General features: G+C 45.8%; 24 protein-coding genes. 14 read left to right on the forward strand and 10 right to left on the reverse strand.

What is annotated here, in order from left to right:
- The first annotated feature begins 4 nt into the window (after window positions 1-4).
- The 4 genes from odhB to sucD all read left to right on the forward strand — a co-directional run bounded on the left by odhB (window position 5) and on the right by sucD (window position 5,169).
- Window positions 5-1,519, forward strand: coding sequence for a 2-oxoglutarate dehydrogenase complex dihydrolipoyllysine-residue succinyltransferase (gene odhB / locus C8D85_RS15010; protein ID WP_133564223.1), 1,515 nt, complete (start codon window positions 5-7; stop codon window positions 1,517-1,519).
- 81 nt (window positions 1,520-1,600) lie between these two features.
- Entirely contained in the window at window positions 1,601-3,040 is a 1,440-nt protein-coding gene (gene lpdA, locus C8D85_RS15015; protein ID WP_133564225.1) for a dihydrolipoyl dehydrogenase, read from the forward strand.
- A gap of 87 nt (window positions 3,041-3,127) precedes the next feature.
- A complete protein-coding gene (sucC, locus tag C8D85_RS15020) occupies window positions 3,128-4,294 on the forward strand; it encodes an ADP-forming succinate--CoA ligase subunit beta (RefSeq protein WP_133564228.1) in 1,167 nt (388 codons plus the stop codon).
- Window positions 4,295-4,296: 2 nt separating this feature from the next.
- On the forward strand, window positions 4,297-5,169 hold the full coding sequence (gene sucD / locus C8D85_RS15025; protein WP_067210799.1) for a succinate--CoA ligase subunit alpha: 873 nt from the start codon (window positions 4,297-4,299) through the stop codon (window positions 5,167-5,169).
- Window positions 5,170-5,423: 254 nt separating this feature from the next.
- Here sucD and C8D85_RS15030 read toward each other — a convergent pair whose 3' ends face one another.
- Entirely contained in the window at window positions 5,424-6,323 is a 900-nt protein-coding gene (locus C8D85_RS15030) for a LysR family transcriptional regulator (protein WP_133564230.1), read from the reverse strand.
- Window positions 6,324-6,418: 95 nt separating this feature from the next.
- On the opposite strand from C8D85_RS15030, the gene C8D85_RS15035 reads away from it, so the two are divergent.
- The 3 genes from C8D85_RS15035 to C8D85_RS15045 all read left to right on the forward strand — a co-directional run bounded on the left by C8D85_RS15035 (window position 6,419) and on the right by C8D85_RS15045 (window position 9,595).
- Entirely contained in the window at window positions 6,419-7,657 is a 1,239-nt protein-coding gene (locus C8D85_RS15035) for a gallate dioxygenase (protein WP_133564232.1), read from the forward strand.
- Between the two features lie 122 nt (window positions 7,658-7,779).
- Window positions 7,780-9,009, forward strand: coding sequence for an L-2-hydroxyglutarate oxidase (lhgO, locus tag C8D85_RS15040; protein WP_133564234.1), 1,230 nt, complete (start codon window positions 7,780-7,782; stop codon window positions 9,007-9,009).
- A gap of 127 nt (window positions 9,010-9,136) precedes the next feature.
- Window positions 9,137-9,595: a hypothetical protein gene (locus C8D85_RS15045; protein WP_133564236.1), complete on the forward strand. Its 459-nt coding sequence runs from the start codon at window positions 9,137-9,139 to the stop codon at window positions 9,593-9,595.
- Window positions 9,596-9,611: 16 nt separating this feature from the next.
- Here the strand turns inward: C8D85_RS15045 and C8D85_RS15050 are convergent, their stop codons facing one another.
- The gene (locus tag C8D85_RS15050; protein WP_133564238.1) at window positions 9,612-10,100 is read right to left on the reverse strand and encodes a MarR family winged helix-turn-helix transcriptional regulator; all 489 of its coding nucleotides are present in this window, start codon (window positions 10,098-10,100) and stop codon (window positions 9,612-9,614) included.
- 111 nt (window positions 10,101-10,211) lie between these two features.
- Between C8D85_RS15050 and C8D85_RS15055 the strand changes: the two genes are divergently transcribed.
- A complete protein-coding gene (locus C8D85_RS15055) occupies window positions 10,212-11,090 on the forward strand; it encodes a DMT family transporter (protein WP_133564240.1) in 879 nt (292 codons plus the stop codon).
- Here C8D85_RS15055 and C8D85_RS15060 read toward each other — a convergent pair.
- The 4 genes from C8D85_RS15060 to C8D85_RS15075 all read right to left on the reverse strand — a co-directional run bounded on the left by C8D85_RS15060 (window position 11,056) and on the right by C8D85_RS15075 (window position 16,502).
- Complete coding sequence (locus C8D85_RS15060) at window positions 11,056-11,739, reverse strand: response regulator (RefSeq protein WP_133564242.1); 684 nt, start codon at window positions 11,737-11,739, stop codon at window positions 11,056-11,058. The genes C8D85_RS15055 and C8D85_RS15060 overlap by 35 nt on opposite strands.
- A 1-nt stretch (window position 11,740) precedes the next feature.
- Window positions 11,741-13,348, reverse strand: coding sequence for an ATP-binding protein (locus C8D85_RS15065; protein WP_133564244.1), 1,608 nt, complete (start codon window positions 13,346-13,348; stop codon window positions 11,741-11,743).
- 61 nt (window positions 13,349-13,409) lie between these two features.
- Entirely contained in the window at window positions 13,410-14,696 is a 1,287-nt protein-coding gene (locus tag C8D85_RS15070) for a 2-hydroxycarboxylate transporter family protein (RefSeq protein ID WP_133564246.1), read from the reverse strand.
- 231 nt (window positions 14,697-14,927) lie between these two features.
- Window positions 14,928-16,502 carry a methyl-accepting chemotaxis protein gene (locus C8D85_RS15075; protein WP_133564248.1) on the reverse strand — a complete coding sequence of 525 codons (1,575 nt, stop codon included), beginning with the start codon at window positions 16,500-16,502 and terminating at the stop codon, window positions 14,928-14,930.
- Window positions 16,503-16,734: 232 nt separating this feature from the next.
- Here C8D85_RS15075 and C8D85_RS15080 point away from each other — a divergent pair, with 232 nt between their 5' ends.
- Complete coding sequence (locus C8D85_RS15080) at window positions 16,735-17,772, forward strand: pirin family protein (protein ID WP_133564251.1); 1,038 nt, start codon at window positions 16,735-16,737, stop codon at window positions 17,770-17,772.
- Window positions 17,773-17,788: 16 nt separating this feature from the next.
- Here C8D85_RS15080 and C8D85_RS15085 read toward each other — a convergent pair whose 3' ends face one another.
- Entirely contained in the window at window positions 17,789-18,187 is a 399-nt protein-coding gene (locus C8D85_RS15085; RefSeq protein ID WP_244937032.1) for a GtrA family protein, read from the reverse strand.
- 127 nt (window positions 18,188-18,314) lie between these two features.
- Here C8D85_RS15085 and C8D85_RS15090 point away from each other — a divergent pair, with 127 nt between their 5' ends.
- Genes C8D85_RS15090 through C8D85_RS15100 form a run of 3 tightly spaced genes read left to right on the forward strand, consistent with a single transcriptional unit; the run spans window position 18,315 to window position 19,791 of the window.
- Complete coding sequence (locus C8D85_RS15090; RefSeq protein ID WP_133564253.1) at window positions 18,315-19,199, forward strand: DMT family transporter; 885 nt, start codon at window positions 18,315-18,317, stop codon at window positions 19,197-19,199.
- Window positions 19,200-19,211: 12 nt separating this feature from the next.
- Window positions 19,212-19,574, forward strand: coding sequence for a VOC family protein (locus C8D85_RS15095; RefSeq protein WP_133564255.1), 363 nt, complete (start codon window positions 19,212-19,214; stop codon window positions 19,572-19,574).
- 19 nt (window positions 19,575-19,593) lie between these two features.
- Window positions 19,594-19,791 carry a CPXCG motif-containing cysteine-rich protein gene (locus C8D85_RS15100; protein WP_133564257.1) on the forward strand — a complete coding sequence of 66 codons (198 nt, stop codon included), beginning with the start codon at window positions 19,594-19,596 and terminating at the stop codon, window positions 19,789-19,791.
- 3 nt (window positions 19,792-19,794) lie between these two features.
- Here C8D85_RS15100 and C8D85_RS15105 read toward each other — a convergent pair whose 3' ends face one another.
- From C8D85_RS15105 to C8D85_RS15115, 3 genes are all read right to left on the reverse strand, one after another.
- Window positions 19,795-20,199 carry a DUF2721 domain-containing protein gene (locus tag C8D85_RS15105; RefSeq protein ID WP_133564259.1) on the reverse strand — a complete coding sequence of 135 codons (405 nt, stop codon included), beginning with the start codon at window positions 20,197-20,199 and terminating at the stop codon, window positions 19,795-19,797.
- 119 nt (window positions 20,200-20,318) lie between these two features.
- Complete coding sequence (locus C8D85_RS15110; RefSeq protein ID WP_133564261.1) at window positions 20,319-21,335, reverse strand: asparaginase; 1,017 nt, start codon at window positions 21,333-21,335, stop codon at window positions 20,319-20,321.
- Window positions 21,336-21,344: 9 nt separating this feature from the next.
- On the reverse strand, window positions 21,345-22,754 hold the full coding sequence (locus C8D85_RS15115; RefSeq protein WP_133564264.1) for an aspartate ammonia-lyase: 1,410 nt from the start codon (window positions 22,752-22,754) through the stop codon (window positions 21,345-21,347).
- 234 nt (window positions 22,755-22,988) lie between these two features.
- Here C8D85_RS15115 and C8D85_RS15120 point away from each other — a divergent pair, with 234 nt between their 5' ends.
- Window positions 22,989-23,801 carry a helix-turn-helix domain-containing protein gene (locus tag C8D85_RS15120; RefSeq protein ID WP_133564266.1) on the forward strand — a complete coding sequence of 271 codons (813 nt, stop codon included), beginning with the start codon at window positions 22,989-22,991 and terminating at the stop codon, window positions 23,799-23,801.
- 15 nt (window positions 23,802-23,816) lie between these two features.
- Window positions 23,817-25,064 (forward strand): amidase family protein, encoded by a 1,248-nt coding sequence (locus C8D85_RS15125; protein WP_211342210.1) that lies wholly within the window; start codon window positions 23,817-23,819, stop codon window positions 25,062-25,064.
- Window positions 25,065-25,119 lie beyond the last annotated feature (55 nt).

A 25,119-nucleotide genomic window follows, 5' to 3' on the forward strand; every position in this document is an offset into this window, starting at 1 on the left:
AAAAATGAGTATTGAAATTAAAGCACCTACTTTTCCAGAATCTGTAGCCGATGGCACTGTCGCTACGTGGTACAAACAGCCAGGTGAAGCGTGTAAGCGCGACGAACACATTGTAGATATCGAAACAGATAAAGTTGTTCTTGAAGTCGTAGCACCAGCTGATGGTGTACTAAAAGACGTACTGAAAGCTGAAGGTGATATCGTTCTTAGTGAAGAAGTTCTTGCAGTATTTGATTCTGGTGCAGCCGCATCTGAAGCACCCGCTGCAAAAGCTGAAGCAGCGCCATCTGCACCAGCTGCAGCTGAAGCTAAAGAAACAGTTCAAATCAAAGCACCAACTTTCCCTGAGTCTGTTGCAGACGGTACGGTTGCTGCTTGGCACAAACAACCAGGTGAAGCTTGTAAGCGTGATGAGCACATCGTTGACATCGAAACTGACAAGGTTGTTCTAGAAGTTGTTGCTCCAGCTGATGGTGTGATTGCCGACATCGTTAAAGCGGAAGGCGACACAGTACTGAGTGAAGAAGTGCTAGCGAACTTTGCTGTTGGCGCAACGGGTGGTGCAGCGGCACCAGCTGAAGCTCCAGCCGCAGCACCTGCTGCAGAAGAAGCTGGTGATGAAGATGGCATCGCAGGACCTGCGGCGCGTAAAGCACTTGCTGAAGCTGGTCTAACAGCAGCTCAAGTAAAAGGTACTGGTAAAGGCGGTCGTATCACTAAAGAAGACGTTGAAGCAGCGGCGAAGAACAAGCCAGCTGCAGCGGCGGCTCCTGCAAAAGCAGCGCCTGCAGCACCAGCGCCACTAAGTGCTGACGGTCGTGTTGAGAAACGTGTACCAATGACACGTCTACGCGCAACCATCGCTAAGCGCTTAGTAGAAGCTCAACAAACAGCAGCAATGTTGACAACTTACAACGAAGTTAACATGGGCCCTGTAATGGAGCTTCGTAGCAAGTACAAAGACTTGTTCCAGAAGACTCATAACGGCACTAAACTTGGTTTCATGTCATTCTTTGTTAAAGCTGCAACTGAAGCTCTAAAACGCTTCCCAGCAGTAAACGCTTCTATCGATGGTAACGACATGGTTTACCACGGTTACCAAGACATCGGTGTAGCAGTATCGACTAACCGCGGTTTGATGGTACCTGTATTGCGTAACACGGAAGCAATGGGTCTTGCTGACATTGAATCTGGCATCATGGACTTCGCTGTTCGTGGTCGTGAAGGCAAGCTAGGCATGGAAGATATGCAAGGTGGTACATTTACCATCACTAACGGCGGTATCTTCGGTTCTCTAATGTCTACTCCAATCCTGAACCCACCTCAAACAGCGATCTTGGGTATGCACAAAATCCAAGAGCGCCCAATGGCGGTTAACGGTCAGGTTGTGATTCAACCGATGATGTACTTAGCGTTGTCATACGATCACCGTATGATCGACGGTAAAGAAGCGGTGCAATTCCTTGTAACCATCAAGGAACTACTAGAAGATCCAGCACGTCTACTGCTTGAAATCTAAGTAATTGCACCCACTTCTGTGGATGAGAGTAAAACTTGCTAGGGCGCAAAATGCCCTAGCAAACAACAATGGATAAATCCTATGTCTGAAAAATTTGATGTAATCGTAATTGGTGGTGGCCCAGGTGGTTACGTTGCCGCAATCCGTGCAGCGCAATTGGGTCTAAAAACAGCTTGTATCGAAAAATGGCTTGATAAAGACAACAAGCCAAAGCTAGGCGGTACTTGTCTAAACGTAGGTTGTATCCCATCTAAAGCTCTATTGGACTCTTCACACAAATACCACGATGCGAAAGAAGAATTCGCAGTACACGGTATTGGTGTTGACGGTGTATCGATGGACGTTAATGCGATGGTTGATCGCAAAGACAAAATCGTTAACCAGTTGACTGGTGGTATTGCTGGTCTGTTCAAAGCAAACGGTGTAACAAGCTTTGAAGGTTTCGGTAAACTACTTGCTAACAAAAAAGTTGAATTCACTGCGCACGACGGCTCTGTTCAAACACTAGAAGCTGGCAACGTAATTCTTGCGACAGGTTCTGTACCTGTGAACATTCCACCTGCTCCACGTACTGGTGACATCATCGTTGATAACGAAGGTGCTCTTGAGTTCCGTGAAGTGCCTAAGCGTCTTGGCGTGATCGGTGCGGGTGTTATCGGTCTTGAGCTAGGTTCTGTATGGAAGCGCCTAGGTTCAGAAGTTGTTGTACTTGAAGCACAAGATCAATTCCTAAGCCTATGTGACCAAGATCTAGCGAAAGAAGCGGCTAAGATCTTCAAAAAACAAGGTCTAGACATTCGCGTTGGTGCTCGTGTAACGGGCAGTGAAGTGAAAGGTGAAGAAGTTGAAGTGACTTACCTTGATGCGAAAGGTGAAGAGCAGAAGCAAACTTTCGACAAGCTAATCGTAGCGGTTGGCCGTAAGCCATTCACAGACGGCTGTCTAGCCGCTGATTCTGGTGTAAACCTAGATGAGCGTGGTTTTGTGTTCGTTGACGAACAGTGCCGTACAAACGTTCCTGGTGTGTTCGCGATCGGTGATATCGTTCGTGGCCCAATGCTAGCACACAAAGCATCTGAAGAAGGTGTAATGGTTGCTGACATCATCGCTGGTCACAAAGCGCAAATGAACTACGACTGCATCCCATCTGTTATCTACACTCACCCAGAACTTGCTTGGGTAGGTAAAAACGAGCAGCAACTTAAAGCTGAAGGCGTGAAATACAAAGTGGGTAAATTCCCATTTGCTGCGTCTGGCCGTGCAATGGCAGCTAACGATACTGATGGTTTCGTTAAAATGCTTGCTTGTGAAGAAACAGACCGTATCCTAGGCTGCCATATCATTGGCGGTCATGCTGCAGACCTAATCGCACAAGCAGTTATCGCGATGGAGTTCGGCTCTACAGCTGAAGACATTGCTCTGACTGTATTCGCTCACCCAACGGTAAGTGAAGCAGTGCATGAAGCAGCACTAGCAGTTGACGGTCACGCTATCCACGTAGCAAACCGTAAACGCAAATAACAAAATTCGATTTGCCGGCTGAGAAGCCGGCAATTTCTGTCAAACAGACAGACTTATGTCAATCATTAAGATGAGCGGAAGAATCAAATGAACCTACATGAATATCAGGCTAAGCAGCTTTTTGCTGAATACGGCCTGCCAGTATCTACAGGGTACGCAGTAGACACGCCAGAAGAGGCAGTAGAAGCAGCGAAAAAAATTGGTGGTGACAAGTGGGTTGTAAAAGCTCAAGTTCACGCTGGTGGTCGCGGTAAAGCGGGCGGTGTAAAGCTTGTTGATTCTTTGGATGAAGTAAAAGAATTCGCAGCGAACTGGTTAGGTAAAAACCTAGTAACTTACCAAACTGACGAAAATGGTCAGCCAGTTGCTAAAATCCTAGTTGAGTCTTGCACAGACATCGCTAACGAATTGTACCTAGGTGCTGTAGTAGACCGTTCTACTCGTCGCGTAGTTTTCATGGCATCTACTGAAGGTGGTGTTGAGATCGAGAAAGTAGCTGAGGAAACACCTGAGCTAATCCACAAAGCGGAAATCGATCCACTTGTAGGCGCACAGCCATACCAAGCTCGTGAAATGGCATTCAAAATGGGTCTTAACCCAGCTCAAATCAAGCAGTTCACTAAGATCTTCCTTGGTTTGTCACAAATGTTCCACGACTACGACTTCGCTCTACTAGAAATCAACCCTCTAGTAATCACTGACGAAGGTAATCTTCACTGTCTAGACGGTAAGATCAACATCGACAGCAACGCTGTTTACCGTCAGAAGAAAATGCAAGAGTTCCACGATCCATCTCAAGAAGATGAGCGTGAAGCACATGCAGCACAGTGGGAACTTAACTACGTAGCTCTAGACGGCAACGTTGGTTGTATGGTTAACGGTGCAGGTCTAGCGATGGGTACAATGGACATCGTAAACCTACACGGCGGCAAACCAGCTAACTTCCTAGACGTTGGTGGCGGCGCAACGAAAGAGCGTGTAGCTGAAGCATTTAAGATCATTCTTTCTGACAGCAATGTTAAAGCGGTATTGGTTAACATCTTCGGTGGTATCGTACGTTGTGACATGATCGCAGAAGGCATCATCGGTGCAGTTGAGCAGGTAGGTGTAAACGTTCCTGTTGTTGTACGTCTAGAAGGTACTAATGCAGAGAAAGGCCGTGAAGTTCTAGCGAACTCTGGTCTAGACATCATCGCTGCATCAAGTCTAAAAGACGCAGCTGAACAAGTTGTTAAAGCTGCGGAGGGCAAATAATAATGTCTGTTTTAATTAACAAAGATACTAAAGTAATCTGTCAAGGTTTCACTGGCGGCCAAGGTACATTCCACTCTGAGCAAGCGATTGCTTACGGTACAAAAATGGTTGGCGGTGTAACACCAGGTAAAGGTGGTCAAACTCACCTTGGTCTACCTGTATTCAACACTGTTAAAGAAGCTGTTGAAACTACTGGTGCTGAAGCATCTGTAATCTACGTTCCAGCTCCTTTCGTTAAGGATTCTATCCTTGAAGCGGCAAACGCTGGTATCAAACTAATCGTTTGTATCACTGAAGGTGTTCCTACTCTTGATATGCTTGACTGTAAAGTGAAGTGTGACGAGCTAGGCGTTCGCCTAATCGGTCCTAACTGTCCAGGTGTTATCACTCCTGGAGAGTGTAAGATCGGTATCATGCCTGGTCACATCCACATGCCAGGTAAAGTAGGTATCGTTTCACGTTCTGGTACTTTGACGTACGAAGCAGTTAAGCAAACAACTGACGCTGGTTACGGTCAATCTACTTGTGTTGGTATCGGTGGTGACCCAATCCCAGGTACTAACTTCATCGACGTACTAGAAATGTTCCAAAACGATCCACAAACTGAAGCGATCGTTATGATCGGTGAGATCGGTGGTACTGCAGAAGAAGAAGCGGCTGCTTACATCAAAGCAAACGTTACTAAGCCTGTTGTATCTTACATCGCTGGTGTTACAGCTCCTGCTGGTAAGCGTATGGGGCACGCTGGTGCGATCATCTCTGGTGGTAAAGGTACTGCTGACGAGAAATTCGCAGCACTACAAGACGCAGGCGTTAAGACTGTTCGCTCTCTAGCGGACATCGGTGCTGGTCTTAAAGAAATCACTGGCTGGTAAGCAAAACGCTTATTAGTAATGGATTCTAAAAATCCCCGCCTAGTGCGGGGATTTTTTTGTCGTAAATAAAGTGTATAAACTGTAAAACAGTGCAAATAAGAATGCATAGTTCGATGATAAAAGTAGTATGGATCTACTAACAGTAAGATATGGAAAGATTATGAAGTTATTTGGACTCGTGGTAGGCACCGCAGCACTGATGGATATAAGTAAAATGGCTTGGGTTGTGGCAGCTCTACCTTGCTAAATCTGGCCTATATCTCGGATGTGATCTCTTCTAAAAACTGAATGACCGCTCTGACTCGTGTAGATCTAAATAAGCGGCTCGGGTATACCATCTTTAGATGTGCTGATTCGATATGAGGCGCAAAGTCTTGGCACACTTCAACTAACTCACCTTGAGCTATCTGTCGCTTACAGTATTGCTCTGGCAGCATGGATATCCCACAGCCATTCAGTAAGGCTTCTCTTACGACGATAGGGTCGTTACAGCAGTTTTTATTCTGTAGGTTTAACTGGTACTGTCGCCCCTGATAAGTGGCGGTGAATTTTTGTGTGCTATATCGAGTTTCACAATACTGGATATGCTGTTGTAGGTCCTCAAGTGTGCTGAACGGACCATGCTCTTGCAGATAGCTTGGACTAGTCACCCATTTCAGCTTTCCTGGATAAAGGGTCTTAGCAATCAGATCTGAATTATCGATGCTACCTACAATAACTGCAATGTCGACTTCATCGCGTAACACATCCATCGGATGTTGGCTGGTTTGAATTTGCAGCTGGATCTCAGGGTATTGTTGATGAAAATTACCTAAATTGGGCGCCAATATCTCTCGGCTAAATGCCAGTGGAGCCGCAAGTTTAACAGTGCCCTGTGGAGTGGACTGCATACCTACTAGAGCGTGGGAAGCTTCATCTGCGAGTAGCAATACTCGCTCAGAATAGTCAAACAACGTTTGACCTTCCGCCGTGAGGCGAATATTACGTGAGTTTCGTTCGAACAGACGAACTTGATACTGTTCCTCTAGCCGTGCAATGGCCTTGCTAATAGTGGCTTTGGAAACCGCTAGCTTTTCACCCGCGGCTGAGATACTCAGTAGTTTGGCGGCCCAATAAAAAGCAGGCAATTCTTTAAGCGCTTGATTTGAGTTCATTTTTGGAAACGGTATGTGTTAATTAGTGGTATTGTTTCCTAAAGTATATCCAATTATTGTAAAAAGCATAACAACAACTTTTATTGGAGACTCACATGGCAAGAATTATTGGGGGCATCGGTGCCTCGCACTCGCCAACCATTGCTTTCGCAAAAGATACAAATAAGCAAAACGATCCTGCTTGGAGCCCTATTTTTGAAGGGTTTGATAAAGTTAAGGACTGGGTTGCTGCGAAAGAAGTGGATGTGTTGTTCTTCATCTTCAATGATCATGTGACATCATTTTTCTTTGATCATTACTCTCCTTTTGTATTAGGAATTGATGATCAATATGTTACGGCAGACGAGGGTGGTGGTGCACGTGAGTTTCCGCCAGCTAAAGCTCACCAAGCTTTGTCCCGTCACATCGCTCACAGCTTGGCTGCCCAAGAATTTGATATTTCCACGTTTCAGAAAAAGCCTTTAGATCATGGTTTCTTCTCTCCGTTTTCAATGATGATCCCTCACGATGCAGCAAGTTGGGAAGGCCGAGTTATTCCCCTTCAAGTAGGTGTGCTTCAATTCCCCGCGCCCACAGCAAAGCGTTGCTTTAATTTTGGTCAGGCTTTGCGAAAAGCGATTCTTAGTTTTCCAGAAGATTTGAATGTTGCCATCGTCGCGACCGGAGGTTTGTCTCATCAGGTACATGGTGAACGATGTGGGTTTAATGATGAACAATGGGACGCAGAGTTTCTAGAGTTATTGGAAACGGATCCGAATGAGCTGACCAAGCTGACTCATGCACAATATGCCACGAAAGGGGGGATGGAAGGCGCTGAGGTGATCATGTGGCTAATCATGCGCGGCGCACTGTCTAATGATTTGACGTGCGTCCACAAAAGCAGCTATTGCCCTTCGATGACCAATATCGCGACTGTGATTTTTGAAGAAAATACGCCATCAGAGTCTGTACAGCATGATCCTTATGAGCAATTACATGGTGTGGAAAAACTGCAGGGTACCTATCCGTTCACAATCGAGACAAGTCATAAAGCATACCGCTTGAATGCCTTTTTAAGGCAGTTGATCGACCCAGATCACCGAGATCGTTTTGTTAATGATCAGCAGGCATTGATGGAAGAATTTGCGTTAACGGATATTGAAAAAGAAATGGTCGCGGGTCGACAGTGGATAGAGTTGATTCGTTACGGTGTCATTTTCTTCTGTTTAGAGAAAATGGCTGCGGTGTTAGGTCAGTCTAACCCTGAGGTCTATGCCGCAATGCGTGGGGAAACAATAGAAGAATTTCAAGCTTCACGGAAAGTCTCGATGACCTATTCCGTATCAGCTAAGTAAGTTGAACTAGCCGTTCGCGTTTTGGCGACCTTCGGGTCGCTTTTTTTTATCTTGATGAAAGGGGACGTCGATTGCTTTGGCAACGTATAATGTTAGTAAAATAATATTAGCACGGAGCAATCATGTCATCTCTCACTCCTCAATCTTCCTCTCCAGATCACCAGTACGACATTGTTATCATCGGAGCGGGTATTGTTGGTCTATCAACCGCTTGGCAAATGAAAAACAAATATCCGGATAAACGCATTGCAGTGCTTGAGAAAGAGAGCTCTGTGGCATTGCATCAAACGGGCCATAACTCAGGGGTGATTCATGCCGGTGTGTATTATGCACCAGGAAGTCTAAAGGCGAAGTTTTGTAAGGAAGGTGCTGCTGCGACCAAATCGTTTTGCCAACAACATAACATCCCTTTTGAAGAGTGTGGAAAACTGTTAGTTGCAACGGATGAGCTTGAGCTGCAGCGTATGGATGCATTATTTGAACGCTGTAAAACGAATGACTTAGAAGTACATTATTTAAGTCAAAAAGAGCTAAATGAACGTGAGCCAAATGTTGTCGGCAAAGGGGCTTTATTTGTGCCCTCAACGGGTATTGTCAATTACAAGCGCGTTTGTGAAAAACTGGCTGAGCTGTTAACCAATCAAGGTGGTAATATTCACTTGGCAACCACCGTCACTCATCTCGCCGAAGATGCTTCTAATGTCATGATTGAAACGACAAGAGGAGTGTTTAAAGCTAAGTATTTGGTGTCTTGTGGAGGTCTAATGGCCGACCGGTTGACTAAGATGTTGAACATTCCGACTGATTTCCAAATTGTGCCATTTCGTGGCGAGTATTATCGACTCAGTCCGCATCACAATCAGATTGTTAACCATTTAATTTATCCGATCCCTGATCCCGAGCTACCTTTCTTAGGGGTTCATCTGACACGTATGATTGATGGCTCTGTCACCGTTGGTCCAAATGCGGTTCAAGGCTGGAAGCGGGAAGGGTACGGTCGTATCAATTTTGATGTCAAAGATGTTACCGATATGCTGAGGTTTAAAGGCTATTGGCGTCTACTTAAAAACTATTGGAAGGTAGGGATTAAAGAGACCTACAATTCTTGGTGCAAAGATGGCTACCTAAAAGAAGTGAAGAAATACTGTCCTATGGTGCAGCGATCTGATCTTGAGCCTTATCCCGCGGGCATTCGTGCTCAAGCAGTATTGCGTGATGGTAAGCTGGTTCACGACTTTTTGTTTGCTCAAAGCCCTAGAACACTTCATGTCTGCAATGCACCGTCTCCGGCCGCTACCAGTGCCTTCCCGATAGGTGCTTACATAATTGCTAAGCTAGAAGAACAAATGTAAAGCAATAGGTTAGAGTTCTAACTATTGTGTTAAAAGCAAGTAAATAATGGCCAAGAACGATCACTGTGCTTGATAAGTAAATGCAATAAAGCCACATTTAAGCGATCAACTTACTAAGGAGAGCTTTATGAACGTTACATCTAAAGGCATTGCTAAAGTGGTCGCTTGTTCACTCATTGCATCTCAACTGGTTGCGTGTGGTACGTTAATATATCCTGAGCGACAGGGGCAAAATGGCGGCAAATTGGATTTAGGCGTTGTCGCATTGGATGCATTGGGTTTGCTGTTTTGGTTCGTGCCGGGCGTGGTAGCGTTTGGTGTTGATTTTATTACTGGTGCTATTTACTTGCCCGGCGGCACAGTCGCACAAATGTCTGCAGACGATATGGAACGCATGAAGCTCCCTGGCGGCCAGCTAGACCAAGCTGCGCTCCAAGAGTGGCTAGTTGATAACCACTACTTAGATGCATCACAAGTGGAAGGTCAGCAATTCATTACACAAGTGTACCAGACGCCAGAAGCACTTCAGCGTGCGGTGAACATGTCTTCTACTGAACAGTACGCGTCCTTAAGTGCAGTGAAATAGTTACGCTAATGTCTAACTAAAGATCTCGTTCATGCTGGCCAAGCCATTTGGCCAGCAGCATAGAGAGGTCAGCCTGCTCTTCCAGAGTAAGACTTTGGAGGAGCAATTTTTCATTTGCAACATGGGCCTCAACGGCTGCATCAATGATGCTGACTCCATGTTGCGTTAACGCAACTCGGCAACTGCGTCGATCTTCCATATTCGCCAAACGTTGAACCCAATCGCGATCTACTAGCTTATCTAGCTTGCTGGAGACTGCTCCAGATGAAAGCATGGTTGTTTTGTATAGCTCTGTTGGTGTTAAAGGTTGATCGGCTCTTCGTAACGTGGCCATCAGGTCAAACTCAATGCGACTCATTCCATGCTCATTGATGACTTTCTCAACTGCTGGACTGATGAACTTTTCCATTCTTCCTATTCGACCGATAACGCCCATGGGACTGCAATCTAAGTCTGGGCGGACGTTTTGCCACTGCTTTAATAACTTTTCAACGTGATCAGGCATAAACTATCTTTCTGAATATTTGTCTTTTGTAAAAGATACTTGATTTGCGGAGTGTAATACAATATCTTTCACGAAAGTATCTTTTTTAAAAGATAAGTTTCTGGAGGTTTCTTGTACCCGTTTCTTTTGACAGCACTTGCCCCGATTTTATGGGGCAGTACGTACGCCGCAGTTGGCTTATATTTAACGGATTTATCACCACTTTGGGTCGCTGTGTTTAGGGCGCTTGGAGCGGGAGTGTTCTTGATGTTGCTATTGCGCCGTTTGCCTAGGATGGCGATGAGTAAGGTCGTGATCCTTGGTTTCTTTAATATCGGTGTGTTTTTTATTTTGCTGATGGTTGCAGCGTATCGCCTTCCGGGTAGCGTCGCTGGCACGCTAGGTGCGACATTGCCATTGTTACTAATCGTTATTCAGTGGTTGGCTCAAGGGAAACGTCCCGCTGTTAAGGCGACTTTGAGTGCTGTGGTAGGGTTGTTTGGGGTTCTTTTGCTATTAAACCCATCCGCTAATCTTGATCCAATAGGCGTAGCGTGTGCATTAGGCGCAACCTTTGTCATTGCTATCGCAACATTACTTACCCAACACTGGCAGGTGAAAGATATTCTAGGTGTGGCAACATGGCAGTTGCTGACTGCGGGCACATTGCTCATTCCAGTTGCATGGTTGTGGGAGGGAGCGCCTACAATGGTTACACTGGAGCAGTTACCTGGGCTTTTCTGGTTAATTATCTTAAATACTGCATTGGGCTACATCATTGCAGTTAATGGTATTAAGCAGATAGGCCCAAATGCGTTTGGCATGCTGTCGCTGCTGAACCCAATGATGGCCGTGGCATTGGGGATGTTTTTAATGAGCGAAACTTTAGGGTTTTGGCAATGGTTTGGCGTTATCTTAATTATCGGCTCTTTAATTGCTTCAAATGTCCGCTGGCGAGGGACGGTACCCGCCAACGTTACGCTTGAGCGACAATGTGATAAAGCTGCTTAGGACGTCCGCCAGTGTTGTAGTTTAGGCTCATGCTAACCATACCTTGCTCTTCTAGATACTCAAGGTAGCGTCTCGCGGTGATGCGGCTTAGATCTAATTCATCGCCAATTTCTTGCGCAGAAAATGGTGTGCTGCGCAGTTTGATGTGCTCGATCATTGTTGCGAGCGTGGTGGCGTCGATGCCCTTTGGCGTTTTTCGAGTGCGAGGTTGAGCCTTGTTTTTACGCATCAGATCATCAATCTGGAGTTGGTCGATTCGCTCTGACTCCTCCAGTTTGTTCTGAAATGCGACGAAATCGTTAAGCGCTTGATGCACCCTCGACAATCTAAGTGGCTTAACTAAGTAGTCGTTAACACCAAATTGGATGGCTTGGGCAACGGTTGATGACTCTCTCTCTGCTGTGGTCATAATGACGGAGGCGGCAATGTTTTGTTGGCGTATCTCCCGCAATAGTGTCATGCCATCGCCATCAGGCAAGGTGATATCCAGCAATATTAAGTCTGGGTTTTGCGCTAGGCACTGGCGAGTTTCTTCGGCTGTTTCGGCGGCCGCGCAAACAGTAAACTGCGGGTGCTGATTGACAGCTTGTTCTAAGGTGTAGCTTGCTTGCTGATCATCTTCGACGATCAACACAGTGTATTGACTCATATTAAAGTAACTCACGTTTATCTAAGTAGACGCTAAAAACGGTTGTCTGATCATCGCTGCGTTCCCAATCAAGGGTGCCGTTGTAGCGTTTAACAATGCGGCTGACAAGGTATAAGCCAACACCGTGTTGTGTTTGGTCTGGTTTACTGCTGACCCCTAGGTCATAAATGCGCTGTGCGATACGCTCATCAATGCCTAATCCCGTATCTTCAATGGTGATCATGACATAATTCGTACGATCACTGATAAAAACATCGACGGATGGCGGTAAGTGAGGATTCCCCTTGGCAGCGTAAAATGCATTTTCAACAATATTACCGATAAGGGTCACTAAATCATCATTCACGGATTGGCTATAAGCGTTTAGCTTACTGTCTTCATCCAGTACAAATGTGATGCCAGCTTCTGCTGCGTAATTGTACTTGGACAACAGCATGCCTGCCACAGGGCTATTCTCAATATTTTTAACAAGGGTTGCCAAAATAGACTGATGATAATCACTCTCTTGTTGGAGATAGTCGATGGCTGAAGCGTATTTCTCCGCTTGTAAAAGGCCAGATATGACGTTCAGCTTATTGTTATGTTCGTGGGTTTTTGCTCGTAATTGATTGGCGTAAGCGGTTGTTCTAGCCAGTTCTTGTTCTAATTCTGACATGTCCTTTTCGTGGTTCAGCACAATCAGGTAACCGCTTGCGTCGCGGTTTTCATCCGTTAGTGGATAGAGCGAAGTAGCAAATTCATGCCGACCCAATGTGAGGGTATGCTTGTGTCGATTATTTAATGAATCCAATATGAGCAGAGACAATGCCTGCGATACATCCGATAGGGCGAAACCAACTAATTGGTGGGGCTCCTTTTCCGGTGCAAGCCAAGCACTGGCGGCATCATTAATGGCTGTAATTCGGTGGTGTCGATCAACAGCAATGATGCCTTCACGTATGCTACCTAACAGTAAACTGTGTTCTTTGAAGCGCTGTACGATTTCTTCCGGCTCGTATTCTAGGAAGGTACGTTTTAATTTACTTAACAGCGAGAGTGTTAACAGTATCGCGCTGACATAGAGAAAGCCCAGCCATGCAATCGCTTCTTTGTAATATGTAAACAGCAAATCAGTGATCGACTGCTCTAGATAGCCAATACTGATAGCTCCAATAATGACACCGTCAGCCTGAATTGGGACAAAGTTACGGATCGCCGAACCGAGTGAGCCTGTCGCGAGTGTTGTACGTGTTATGCCTTCGTTTAAAGTAGGGTAGATATCGCTGCCAATAAAGGTTTTCCCGATGCGCTCTAATGTCGGGTGACTCAGGCGGATGGCATTTTGATTAGTGATGACGATGTAGGACGCATCTGTTTTAGCACGTATGGACTCTATGTAGTTCCTCAGGCTGACATGCTGCCCTTGGTTTGATAGCAAGGTTGCTTCTATCACTCTTGGGTCATGTGCGAGAACACGGCCTAATTCGATACCGCGCTGACTGACGCCATCTAAATAGGTTTGCTTGGTAACAAATACCAGTAAGGTTCCTGATACCGCCGTAATTAAGGTGATGGTAATAAGAATGATGGCGGTGAGATAGGATTTTAGGGTCATGGTATTGGCGGTCATTGGCGAATACCCAGCATTATAAAGGAGGGGAAAGAGCCCTCATAGAGGGCTCTTGAAAGGTTTATGCAAGCAGTTGGATAGCGAAGGTCGCTAAGATCAACATGAATGCACCACCAATGCGCGATGAAATTTGCGCAAATGGCATCAACTGCATACGTTTGCTGGCAGCCAGTACCGCAACGTCACCAGTACCGCCCATGTTAGCCATACATAGACCACCAGTAATTGCCGACTCTATTGGGTAGAAGCCCATTAGACGGCCGACAATACCAGCACCGATTGCTGCACCAAGCACCGTGGCGAATACCATAGCGAAGTACATAGGGCTTAGCGCGTCAATGATCTGGTTAAGATCTGTGTAGGCAACACCGATGCCCACAAGTAATGCTGGGGTTAAGTTGCTAACAACGAACGTGTACCAAGCGTGAGCTGCTTTTTCTAGGCGCTCAGGCATTAAACCAGAGACTTTGATCAAAGCGATAGATAGGATCATCAGCGCATAAGTGTGCATGCTGATAACCGTTGATAGCAATGTGCCTAGGAAGAACATGCTGATAGCAATCAGTGCGCCCATGCCAAGCTTTTTAACATCCAAAGAATCGCTTGACGTTGACTTGTCTTCAATTGCTTCTTCTGAGCCACGGATAAGCTCGCCATTACCCGTCCAAGAAGGCTTCATATTGCCCACTTTGTTCAACAAGCCCGCGATGACAATGGCAATAGCGTTACCGATGGCTAGCGCTGGTACCATTTGTGACATCAGTGTCGAAGCGTCCATACCAGTACGGCCAGACATGATTTCAACAAGCGGTACTGCGCCAGCGCCCATGCCGCCACCCATGATAGGTAGAGCGATCAACATTAGAGATTCAAACAGGTTCTTGCCGAAAAACAGACCTACAACGCCTGCGAATAGGAAAGAGATTGCAACAGCACCCAAGATAACTGGGATGTACTTTAGCGCTGCTTTTTTAAGAGTATCCGTACTCATGCCCAAAATAGAACCTGTCACTAGGCTGGCTACATAGAAAGAAAGGAAGCCACCGCTCTTCGTGAACGTTGTGATTTGCTTTTCAATGTCACCTGACAAGAATCCACTGTGGAAAAGGTATGATGAACCGAAGATAACCACGATAGCACCACCACCAAAGAATTGGTTGATAATAGGGGTGCGGTCACCTAGGTAGTTCAGGATGAAACCAACAATAACCATTGCGCCTAATGCGCCAATCATACCGCCTGGTAACTGGTTAAAAAAGGTTGCAAGTAGGATGACAAACGCCGCGATTAGAAGAACAATTTTAACTTCACGCTGGTCGTTTGGGGAGACTGCTTCGTTTGTAATCATGAAGAATACTCTCTATTAGTTTGTGATTATTATTGCAGCGCAGTCTACCAATCTTTGATATTTACAGAAGTCCCCGAGAGATTAAGAAAGTAAAAGGTGTATTTGTAACTTTTGAAACCTTTAAATCTTATTTCAATGGTTTTGTAGTTTTATATAAAGGCGAGGGAGGTGTTTTATGGAGATGATGAAAATGCGCCATTTTCATGGGAAAACAGCGCATTTAGCGGGTTTTTAGTGAGAGTGATTGGCTTTAAAGCCAATTCTGAATCCTCCCCAATGCTTACCCTTAACGTAGATCGGGATGGATAAGTCATGCAGAATATCCCCTGTATCACGCTTGTAAGTTTGCAATAAAAAAGAATCTGTATGGCTGCCACAGCGTCTTCCAGTCGGGTCATCAAAGATGCGTTTGGTACGATTGTTTATCAAATCTTTATCGTAATCTCCGCTTAATGGCTGTGTATAACGGCGATTATGGGTTGGAAAGTAGCCTTTTTTATCTACGGCCCCAGCATACAAAATATGTTGATGACGCTCTAAAATGGGCTCTTGAATATCCGGTAGTCCCTGATCTGTCATTTGATCGTAAGCCGTCGAATACTTAGTAGGGTTAGTATTAGGGATCGGAGTATAGTTCTGCTCAAATAATGCGCTTTCTGTAATGCGCCCCTGATCAATCCATGATTCAAATAATTGGCCAATAGATTGTGCCGCGGTTCTGCCTTCTGCCAACGTTTCGGCAAAGAAACTAGCATGCGGAATACCATCCAGTGACAGAAATACACTCTCTGCGCCTTGGCTAAGACCGCTGGCTTGCCCCGAGAGTTCTTCACTGCGGCGCGATAAGGTTGCCAAAGCTGCACTGATGTCATCAATTGAACTGTTGATTTGCAAGCTAGTGGTTTGAAAGCCTAAGCTGGATTGTTTTATTTCTTCCATGGATTGGGACGCTTCTTGTACATCCTGAGTAATGCCTAAGAAGGTCTGTGTGACTTCGGTGAGTTCTGATTCTAATAACTGACTCTGCTGAGTGACTTGGGACATATCATCCCGGGTGCGAAGGGTATTGCTACGTACCTCATTTAACATATCTGCGATTTGCTGTGAGGCTTCGGCGCTTTTTCCTGCAAGGGTACGCACTTCATCCGCCACGACGGCAAACCCTCGACCTTGTTCTCCTGCACGGGCCGCTTCGATGGCCGCATTCAACGCCAGTAAGTTGGTTTGTTCCGAAACGCCCTTAATAACATCTGTAATCGTCTCGATGTCGTCAGCACTCTGCTTTAGTCGTTCAAGCTGTTCAGCAGCACTGTTTACAGCCAATGCCAGTGATGAAACTCGTTCAGCACCTTCACGTAGTTTATGCTCGGACTGTGATGCCGCTTGAGCGGTTTGTTCCATAGTTTGATTGACTGTCACGATGTGGTTAGAAAGTTGTTCACCCGTTTGGCTCAAATCCGATGTGGCGCCAGAAATCTGCTGACTGTGATTTTCAACATCCTGAATACTGGTAGTAAGGCTGTCTACCGCAAAAGAAACCTCGGCTGACCTGATGGCCATTTGCGAAGCCGTGGAGGAAACGGTGGAAGCGATCGTTGAGGTGCTGCTCGGAGCAGAAACTTGCTCGTTACAAGTGAACTTATTAGAGGAATGGTTTGTGTTGAGATGGCTCGCCATCGCAATGATCCCATTTAAAGCACAGATGACGCTAGCAAGCGCTGCGAACCAGATAGGGATACCACCTAACAAAACAGCTGTTATGGCAACAATAACCATTATCACTGTAGCAATCCAAATGCGCACCATACTACATACTCCAAGCAATTTAGTTTTTCTTTGATTACAACATTAGGTCCAGCTTATTGCATCAGTGCTACGACGAAAGTAGTACGAGCAATGTAAATTAGCAAAAAACGATTTAATGTGAATAAAGTGTAGCTCTAATTCATAAAAGCGTATCAATGACGGCTCAGGATATCGCGCCATCACGCGACATACGTTAACCTACAAACATTACATTGTTTTCTAGAGGTGACAGATGACTTCGGTTATAAAACAGCGCTTAAAGCTGGATATGTTTTGGCCAACCTTGGATCCGTTTTTATTTTGTGCTTTCCATAATGACCGCTTTCCGAAGGGCAACGGCGCATTAGGACCTTCGGCTTCGCTAGCGGGACGTAACATTGGTCAGGATTTTGCGGGTATGGATGGCTGGCGCATGTACCATGGCAGTAAAGTGCCAGGTTTCCCAGCGCATCCGCATCGTGGCTTTGAAACCGTGACCATTGTTAATGAAGGCTTTGTCGATCATGCTGATTCGATGGGCGCTGCGGGACGTTATGGCCAAGGTGATACCCAATGGATGACCGCTGGTAAAGGGGTTCAGCACTCGGAAATGTTTCCACTGGTCTTCGAAGACAAGCCTAACCCTATAGAGTTATTTCAGGTGTGGTTAAACTTGCCAGCCAAAAACAAAATGGTTGAGCCTCATTTTGCCATGTTATGGAATGAGCAAACGCCAGTTACTACGGTTAAAGATGAGTCTGGCCACACAACTCAGGTGAAAGTGGTGGCTGGGACATACCATACCCCAAGCGGTGAAGTGATTTCTCCACTTGCACCACCGCCGGATTCTTGGGCCGCTGATGCAAACAATGATGTCGCCATATGGATTGTAGATCTTGAACCCAATGCGAGTTGGACGTTACCAGCAGCCAGCGCTGGGCTGAATCGAACGTTGTACTTTTTTGAAGGGGAAAGTGGTACTTTTGATGGGCTTAAGGTCGCAGTACAAGAAGCCTATGTTGTAGACAGTCAATCCGCCGTCGACATCCACAACACAGGTTCAAAAGCACGTTTTCTGTTACTGCAAGGCCGCCCAATCAGCGAGCCTGTACAGCAGCATGGTCCGTTTGTCATGAACACGCGCCAAGAGCTTCAGCAGGCTTTCTATGACTACCAACAAACTCAGTTTGGCGGATGGCCATGGCAGGCGAGTGATCAAACTCACGGTAATGATAAGGGCCGTTTTGCAAAATATGCCGATGGAAAGGTCGAAGAGCCAGGCACGGTCTGAACTCTAAGTGACCAAATTAAGCTTTAAATACCCAGAACTTCGACAATGAGAAGTTGACCAGCATTCCGGCAAGGACGCCAGGAATCATGGCGAGGTATGGGTAGAGAGGCATATCAATAAGTGCCTGTTGTTCACCAAAACCCATCAGCAAGACGAATACGCCCCAATTCGGGATAAAGCCTATTAGCGAAGCTAAGAAAAATTTGCCCCACTGCTGGTGGGCCTTCTCACTATGCTCCGCATCTTGGAAGGTGAACACCCGGTTTAGCCACCAATTTGACGTGACAGCCGCCCAAAATGAAATGGCGCGGGCGGTTGGGTAGGGGAGCCAATGAGAGGCTAGCCAGAGAACTAAAGCATCGACTAGGAAGCCAATTGCTCCTACCATGCCGAACTTAATAAATTGTTGTTTCACAGTCTGCTTTTTAAATTTGAATCATTCCAAGGTGTTATGTGAAATATTCTATTTATTCCTTTTACAAATAGAACGCAAAACACCATCCTACGCCCATCAGCTATGGGTAACGGGAGAATACTAGGCTATGTGGGTCTTTGTCACACTATTTGCTGCAGCATGCCAAGCAATGCGTACAGCGTATCAGAAAACCTTATCACAAGAGCAAGGTTTCCTTCATGCTACCATGGCACGTTCGCTTTATGGCCTTCCTTTGGTCTCTGTGTACTTGATTGTCTGCTGGATCTTCATTGGTGGCGTTCGGTTTCCCGAGGCGGGGAGCTTTATATTATTTGCCACTATTTGTGCTATGGCTCAAGTGTTGGCGACTTACTTAATGCTTAGAGTGTTTCAGTCGGGCAGTTTTACATTGGGTACATTGCTGGCGAAAACGGAAGCTGTGTTGGCCGCTTTAATTGGTATCCCTCTATTGCACTACTCCTTAAGCCTTTTGGGATGGGTAGGGATCATATTGGGGGTTGCTGGAGCTTTGGTAATGAGTTTGCGCTTAGAAACATTACGACACGCCCACAAAGACATTTCTCTCATCGCAGGGCTTGGTAGTGGTTTATGCTTCGCTGTCACGTCTGTTACCGCGGCGATGGCCAGCCACTCATTACAGGGATCCTTGATTACCAGTGCTGGCGTCACCTTATGGTATGTACTAGCCTTTCAGTCAGTGTTGCTATGTGCTTTACAGATTTATAAGACGAAAGACATCAAAGCTCCGATTAATAGGTCAGTACGCTTGAGTTGGAAAGTGGGGGTTTTAAGCTCCTTAGGCTCGATTGGCTGGTTTACCGGATTTGCCTTGGTGAATCCCGCGCTAGTCAAAACGCTCGGCCAAGCTGAAATACTGGGGACTTTGTATTTATCTAAGCGACGCTTTAATGAACGCATCACTGCCCAACAGTGGTTTGGTGGGGCAATGATTCTGGCCAGTGTGATTTTAGTAACACTGGCAACGATTTAGAATGAGAGAGTTATGCAAACGCATCATAGTATTAATTACGTAGAAATGGCTGCCTGTGACTTAGAAGCCAATAAGCGCTTTTTCGAACAGGCCTTTGGTTGGAGCTTTGAGGACTTTGGGCCGGATTACACCGCGTTTAAAAACTCAGGCTTAGAAGGGGGCTTCTTTCGTGCTGATTTTACCTCACGGCCTCAAAATGGCGCAGCTTTGGTGGTGTTATACAGCGATAACTTAGAGGCCAGCTTGGACACTGTTCGTCTTTATGGCGGCAGTATTGAACAAGAAATTTTCGAGTTTCCCGGCGGTCGTCGTTTTCACTTCCTCGACCCATGTGGCAATGAATGGGCCGTGTGGTCCAAATTAGCTACAGAGTAAAAAAAGAGAGGCACTCACAATGCAGCCTTTGTCCGAAGAAGAGATCTTTTGTCCCTACTGTAATGAATGTATTTCCGTGCTGATTGAAGTAAGCACGGAAACGGATGAATACATTGAAGACTGCCAAGTCTGTTGCCGCCCCATCGTTTTTCATATTGAAGTTGATGAAATGGGCGAGCAAAGTCTCAGTGTTAGAGCTGAAAACGATGTTTGGTAACGTTTAACGTTTAAAGCGCGCCTTGAAATCGACCTTGAAGGTTTTAAGGTGCACGTCTAACGCATCGCAAGAAATATTGATTTCTCTGACTGACAAAAACAGTGAATAGAGTAGGCAAGCCAAGCTTGCTGCAAAAATATAGCCACCGATTGCCTCATATCCCCAATACAAAGCCATCATAGACACCACACATAGACAGAAGCTGATGACCCCCGCTTCTTGCATGCGGCGAATCAAATAGATTCTTTTACGCAGATTAGCAATTTGCTGTTGAGTATTTTCAGTGCTGTGCTCAGGATCGAAATTACGAATCAATGAAGCCAGTGTGACGAAACGGTTTGTGTAGGCGAGAAGTAACAATGAAACCGCAGGAAAAAGCATGGCAGGAGTGGTTAAAGAGATGGACATAATCAGATTCTCGATCACATTGTAGTGATTTAAATCATCCTCTATGGCCGCTTTTGTTTCAACCTGCCATGCGCATTTTTTCAACGCTTAATGCTATTGTAAGTTTCGTTAATGCTGAATTAGCACGAATACTCGCCAATAATATTATCAGACCAGAGAGTCTGAATTTCATTAAAGCTATGGCCCTTGGCAAGTAGCCAGTGAACTTTTGAGAACGCAGCTTCTAAGGTCATGTCTTTACCATCAAGGATCGACAATCGTTCAAGTAGCGAACCTGCAGCATAGGCTCCTGTCGAAGTGCCACCATGAGCACACTGGGTAACATTAATCACCAGCTTTTTATTGGCTTGCATTGCTTCTAAGAATGCCACCAAGTCTGGGTTAGAGTCGGCAATGTTACCTGCGCCATAGGTTTGTAAAACGATGGCTTGGCATTGGTCGTCCTGCAAAAAACCTTGGTAAGCACTGCTTGGCAGGCTAGGGTATAAAGGTAAAACCCCAACACTGTTGGCAGCAAAGTCATAGTCTCTAGGGCTTGGGGCATGAGTTAACAAGTGATTCAACTGCACGCCAGTAAATTGCTTATGGATCGATAGCTTTGCAAGTGGCTCGGCATTGAATGACTGAAAAGCCGCAAAATCATGACTGCTAAACTTGGTCACTCGGTTTGCTTGCATCAAAGTGTGGTGGAACAACACTGTCGCCATACCAAAACTTTCTTCTCCTGCAATGGCAAGTGCCGCTTCCAAATTGCTGATACCATCACTTCGACTCATGCCTAACGGAATCTGTGAGCCAGTAATAATGACATTTTTGTCACAAGCACCCAGCATGTAAGACAAAACAGAAGCGGTGTACGCTAATGTGTCGGTGCCATGCAGCACAATGAAGCCTGAGTAGGCTTGCCAGTTTGACTGCAATGTATCGTAAATTTTACACCAATGGTCAGGTGTGATGTTTGAACTGTCGATTAATGGATTAAGCTCAATAACATCGAACTCTGGCAGCCCTTGTAAACTCTCACCAAGGGTGTCATGGATACGCTCGTTTAGTCCCGCAGCAGGCGCTAATCCTTGCTCGGTTTGAACCATTCCAATGGTGCCACCTGTATATACGATAAGAATTTTGTGTGTCACGTTATCTCCTTATGATCCGCTCTTTGCTCGAGTTGGAGCGATCATGTTCTCTGGCTTAAGCAATTCATTGAGCTCGTCTTCGGTCAGTAATGACTCTTCTAAGATAAGCGATTTCACTGTTAAGCCGCTAAGCAGTGCTTGGCGCGCAATGCGTGATGCATTTGCGTAGCCAATGTGGGGCACCAACGCGGTAATGATGCCAATGCTGTTCTCAACATGCGCAAGACAGGCGTCTTGGTTGGCTTGAATACCACGAATACATTTGTTTTCGAGCATCTCACAAGCCTGCTTCAGCATTTTTAATGAGTTCAACAGATTATAGATAATCATTGGCTCCATCGCGTTTAGCTGGAGCTGGCCTGCTTCGGCTGCAAGGGTGACAGCTAAGTCAGATGCCATGACCTGATACGCCGTTTGGTTCATGGCTTCAGGAATCACAGGATTAACTTTGCCTGGCATAATAGATGAGCCAGGTTGCATTTCAGGTAGTCTAATTTCCCCAAATCCAGTTCTAGGGCCACTTGAAAGTAAGCGCAAGTCATTACTCATCTTACTTAATTTGATGGCCAAACGCTTCAAAATCCCTGAGAAGAACACAAATGCGCCCATATCTGATGTCGCTTCCACAAGGTTCGATGCAGGAACCAGTGGCTTCTTAGAGATAATGGCAAGCTTCTCGATCGCTTTTTTAGAGTAGCCTTCAGGTGTGTTGATGCCTGTACCGATAGCGGTTCCACCTAGGTTTACTTCGCATAGCAGGGCACAGGCTTCTTTGATGCGATCAATGTCTTCACCGAGAGTGACAGCAAATGCGTCAAACTCTTGCCCTAGTGTCATGGGGACAGCGTCTTGTAGCTGTGTACGGCCCATTTTTAACACATGGGAAAACTCTTTGCCTTTATCTTCCAAGGCATTTTTCAATGATGCCAAGGCTGGTACGAAATTGTCTGCCGCAAACTGAATACCAAGACAAGCTGCAGTTGGGTATGCATCATTGGTCGATTGAGAGCGGTTTACATCGTCATTTGGATGCAGGAACTGGTACTCACCTAGACCGTGGCCTAATTTTGTCAATGCGATGTTGGCAATGACCTCGTTGGCGTTCATGTTGGTCGATGTACCTGCACCACCTTGAATAACGTCCACAATAAATTGCTCATGGTACTGTCCGTTAATCAAATCTTGGCAGGCATAGACAATGGCATCTGCCTTGCCTTCATGCAGCAAACCAAATTCTTGGTTTGTTCGAGCAGCAGCGGCCTTCACCATAGCAAGTGCCTTAATTAACTCTGGGAAGTGCGAAATTGGCACACCAGTGATGGAGAAGTTTTGTGCAGCCCTTAATGTCTGAATGCCATAGTAAGCATCTGCTGGGACATCTAAATTGCCTAGTAGATCGTATTCGGAGCGAGTATTCATAGTAGCATCCTAAAAAAGATGGGCGGCACCACCGAGCATGCCGCTAGTGCCTGACTTGTTTGTACTTTTGGATCATAGTAGATATTGAAACGAATACGGCAGGGAAAAGGGAGTTTGTAAGCTGGTTTAAATTGATGTTATTTGATGTTTTAATAGCATCAATTAACGCTATTGTTTGAGTTTAACTACTCTTTTGATAGGGTTACTATGCGAAAAACATGTTGGGGGAGTGTTATGAATGACAGTTTTCCAGAGAACCTGAGGTTGCTCTGCAGTTATTACAAGTCGATTGCTGATGTCTGTCGGCGCTTATCTATCAATCGACCACAGTTTAACCGTTATTTAAGCGGTACGACCTTTCCATCGAACAGTACCTTGCGCAGAGTATGTGATTTTTTTGGTGTAGAAGAACATGAGATTCTGCTACCTCACAGCCAGTTTAGACGCTTGTTACAAGTACGGCCAATTGCTGAACAAGAACCGGTCGCGGCAACACCTGAGCAACAGTTTTTCGACAAGTTAAACAGTATCGGGCAGCATGGTGTTGATAAATACGTCGGCTACTATTTTGAGTACTACCTTTCCATGGCTTATCCGGGCAAAGTCCTACGAACTCTGGTTTGCTTGGAGCGTCAAGGTAACAAAACCTACTATCAACGCACAGAGCGTTTAAATCCTCGCCGTTCAGGTAAACCTTTCCATGGTATGTATAAAGGGGTTGTGCAATTTTTGGGGGACCGAATATTTCTGCACGACTATGAAACACTTACCAATCTTGAGATGACCCAGACAATTTTGTACCCAACCTTTAAGAATCGGGTGGATCGATTAACCGGTTTACGTTTAGGCGTGTCTGGCAGTGGTGAGCGTATGCCTTGCTGTACTCGTGTGGTGTACGAATTTATTGGTAAAGAAATAAAGCGCAATAAAGTTTTCCCTCTTTTAGGGTTGTATGACTTTGACGATGAGCGCTTGGACGATGATATTCGCGACTCAATCAAAAATGATATCGCAACAGGCGAATGGCATTTCAGGGCTCGATTTTAAGGAAAAGGTATGGACATGATGGATTCTAAACATTGGTCAGAGCGGGGCTTAGATACGCATTTGGATAAGCTTAAATCTGAAGTGACAGCGTGTTCAGAGCCGATCTTTATTGCACCGTTTGTTGAATCCTCGGTCAGTAAGGATGGGGCACTTTCTGGTGCAGTCGTCTCGGTAAAGGCGACATTTGATGTTGCGGGTCACCCGACGACGATGGGATCCAAGTTGCTGGGACAGAAGCATGCTGAAAAAGATGCAGATGCTGTCGCATTTTTACGGGCAGCAGGTGCAAGCCTAATTGGCCATACCAATATGACTGAGTTGGCGTATTCCGGTGTAGGTCTCAACCCACACTTTGGAACGCCTGAAAATCCGTTCAAACAAGGCCGTATCCCTGGTGGTTCTACAAGTGGTGGAGCGGTTTCCGTTGCAACGGGGCTTGCTGATATCGCTTTGGGAACAGATACCGGTGGTTCACTGAGAATTCCCGCTGCCTTTTGTGGTTTAGTGGGGTTTAAGCCGAGTCAGCAATCCGTATCCAGCAAAGGCTGTCTACCACTTTCTCAGTCTCTAGACAGCATCGGCGTAATGGCTAACTCGGTTAACGATTGTTCTCTAGCTTGGCATGTATTGAGTGACAAAAAAGAGGAGCATGTTGATCACGACTTTATCTTAAAAGTCCCGACGAACTTTGGTATGGATGAAGCTTCTTCGATAGTCAGAGAAGCTTTTGATTCTGTAATCAAGTCTTTGCAAGATCAAGGGTTAAAGATTGAGCATGGTAGCTATCCCATTTTTGAAGCCTATCAACAGTTGCCAGTTTGGCAGTTTTCTGCGGTGGAGAGCCGTCGTTACTTTGCGAGTCTTATTGATCTAGAAAGTGATCTGCTGGACCCGCGAGTGCGTCAGCGCATTGCTAGGGGGAAGGGAGTTACTGACGAAGAATTCAGCAACACTCAGCGTTTAAGGCACGACTTGATAGAGCGTATGTCCGCTGAGGAAGCAAACACGGTATTTATCATGCCAACTGTCGCTTGCATTGCACCTGACTTTTCTGATTTTGCAACAGACGAGGATTTTAATCGCATCAATTTGCTTTGCTTGCGAAATACATCATTTGCCAATGTGATTGACGGTTGTAGCCTTTCACTTCCGTTTACCTACCAAGGCGAGCCAATCGGATTAATGCTAACCGCTAAAAATGGTGACGATCAAAAACTTCTGTCGTTGGCACAAACGATTGAACGACTGCTTTGCTCATTCTAAAGCATATTTTCAACACTGAGCTCCGAGTGATTTTATCGGAGCTTAGTGTTGAAGC

Origin of the sequence: Marinomonas communis (genome assembly GCF_004363305.1) — a bacterium.
In the GTDB taxonomy this organism is placed as follows: domain Bacteria; phylum Pseudomonadota; class Gammaproteobacteria; order Pseudomonadales; family Marinomonadaceae; genus Marinomonas; species Marinomonas communis.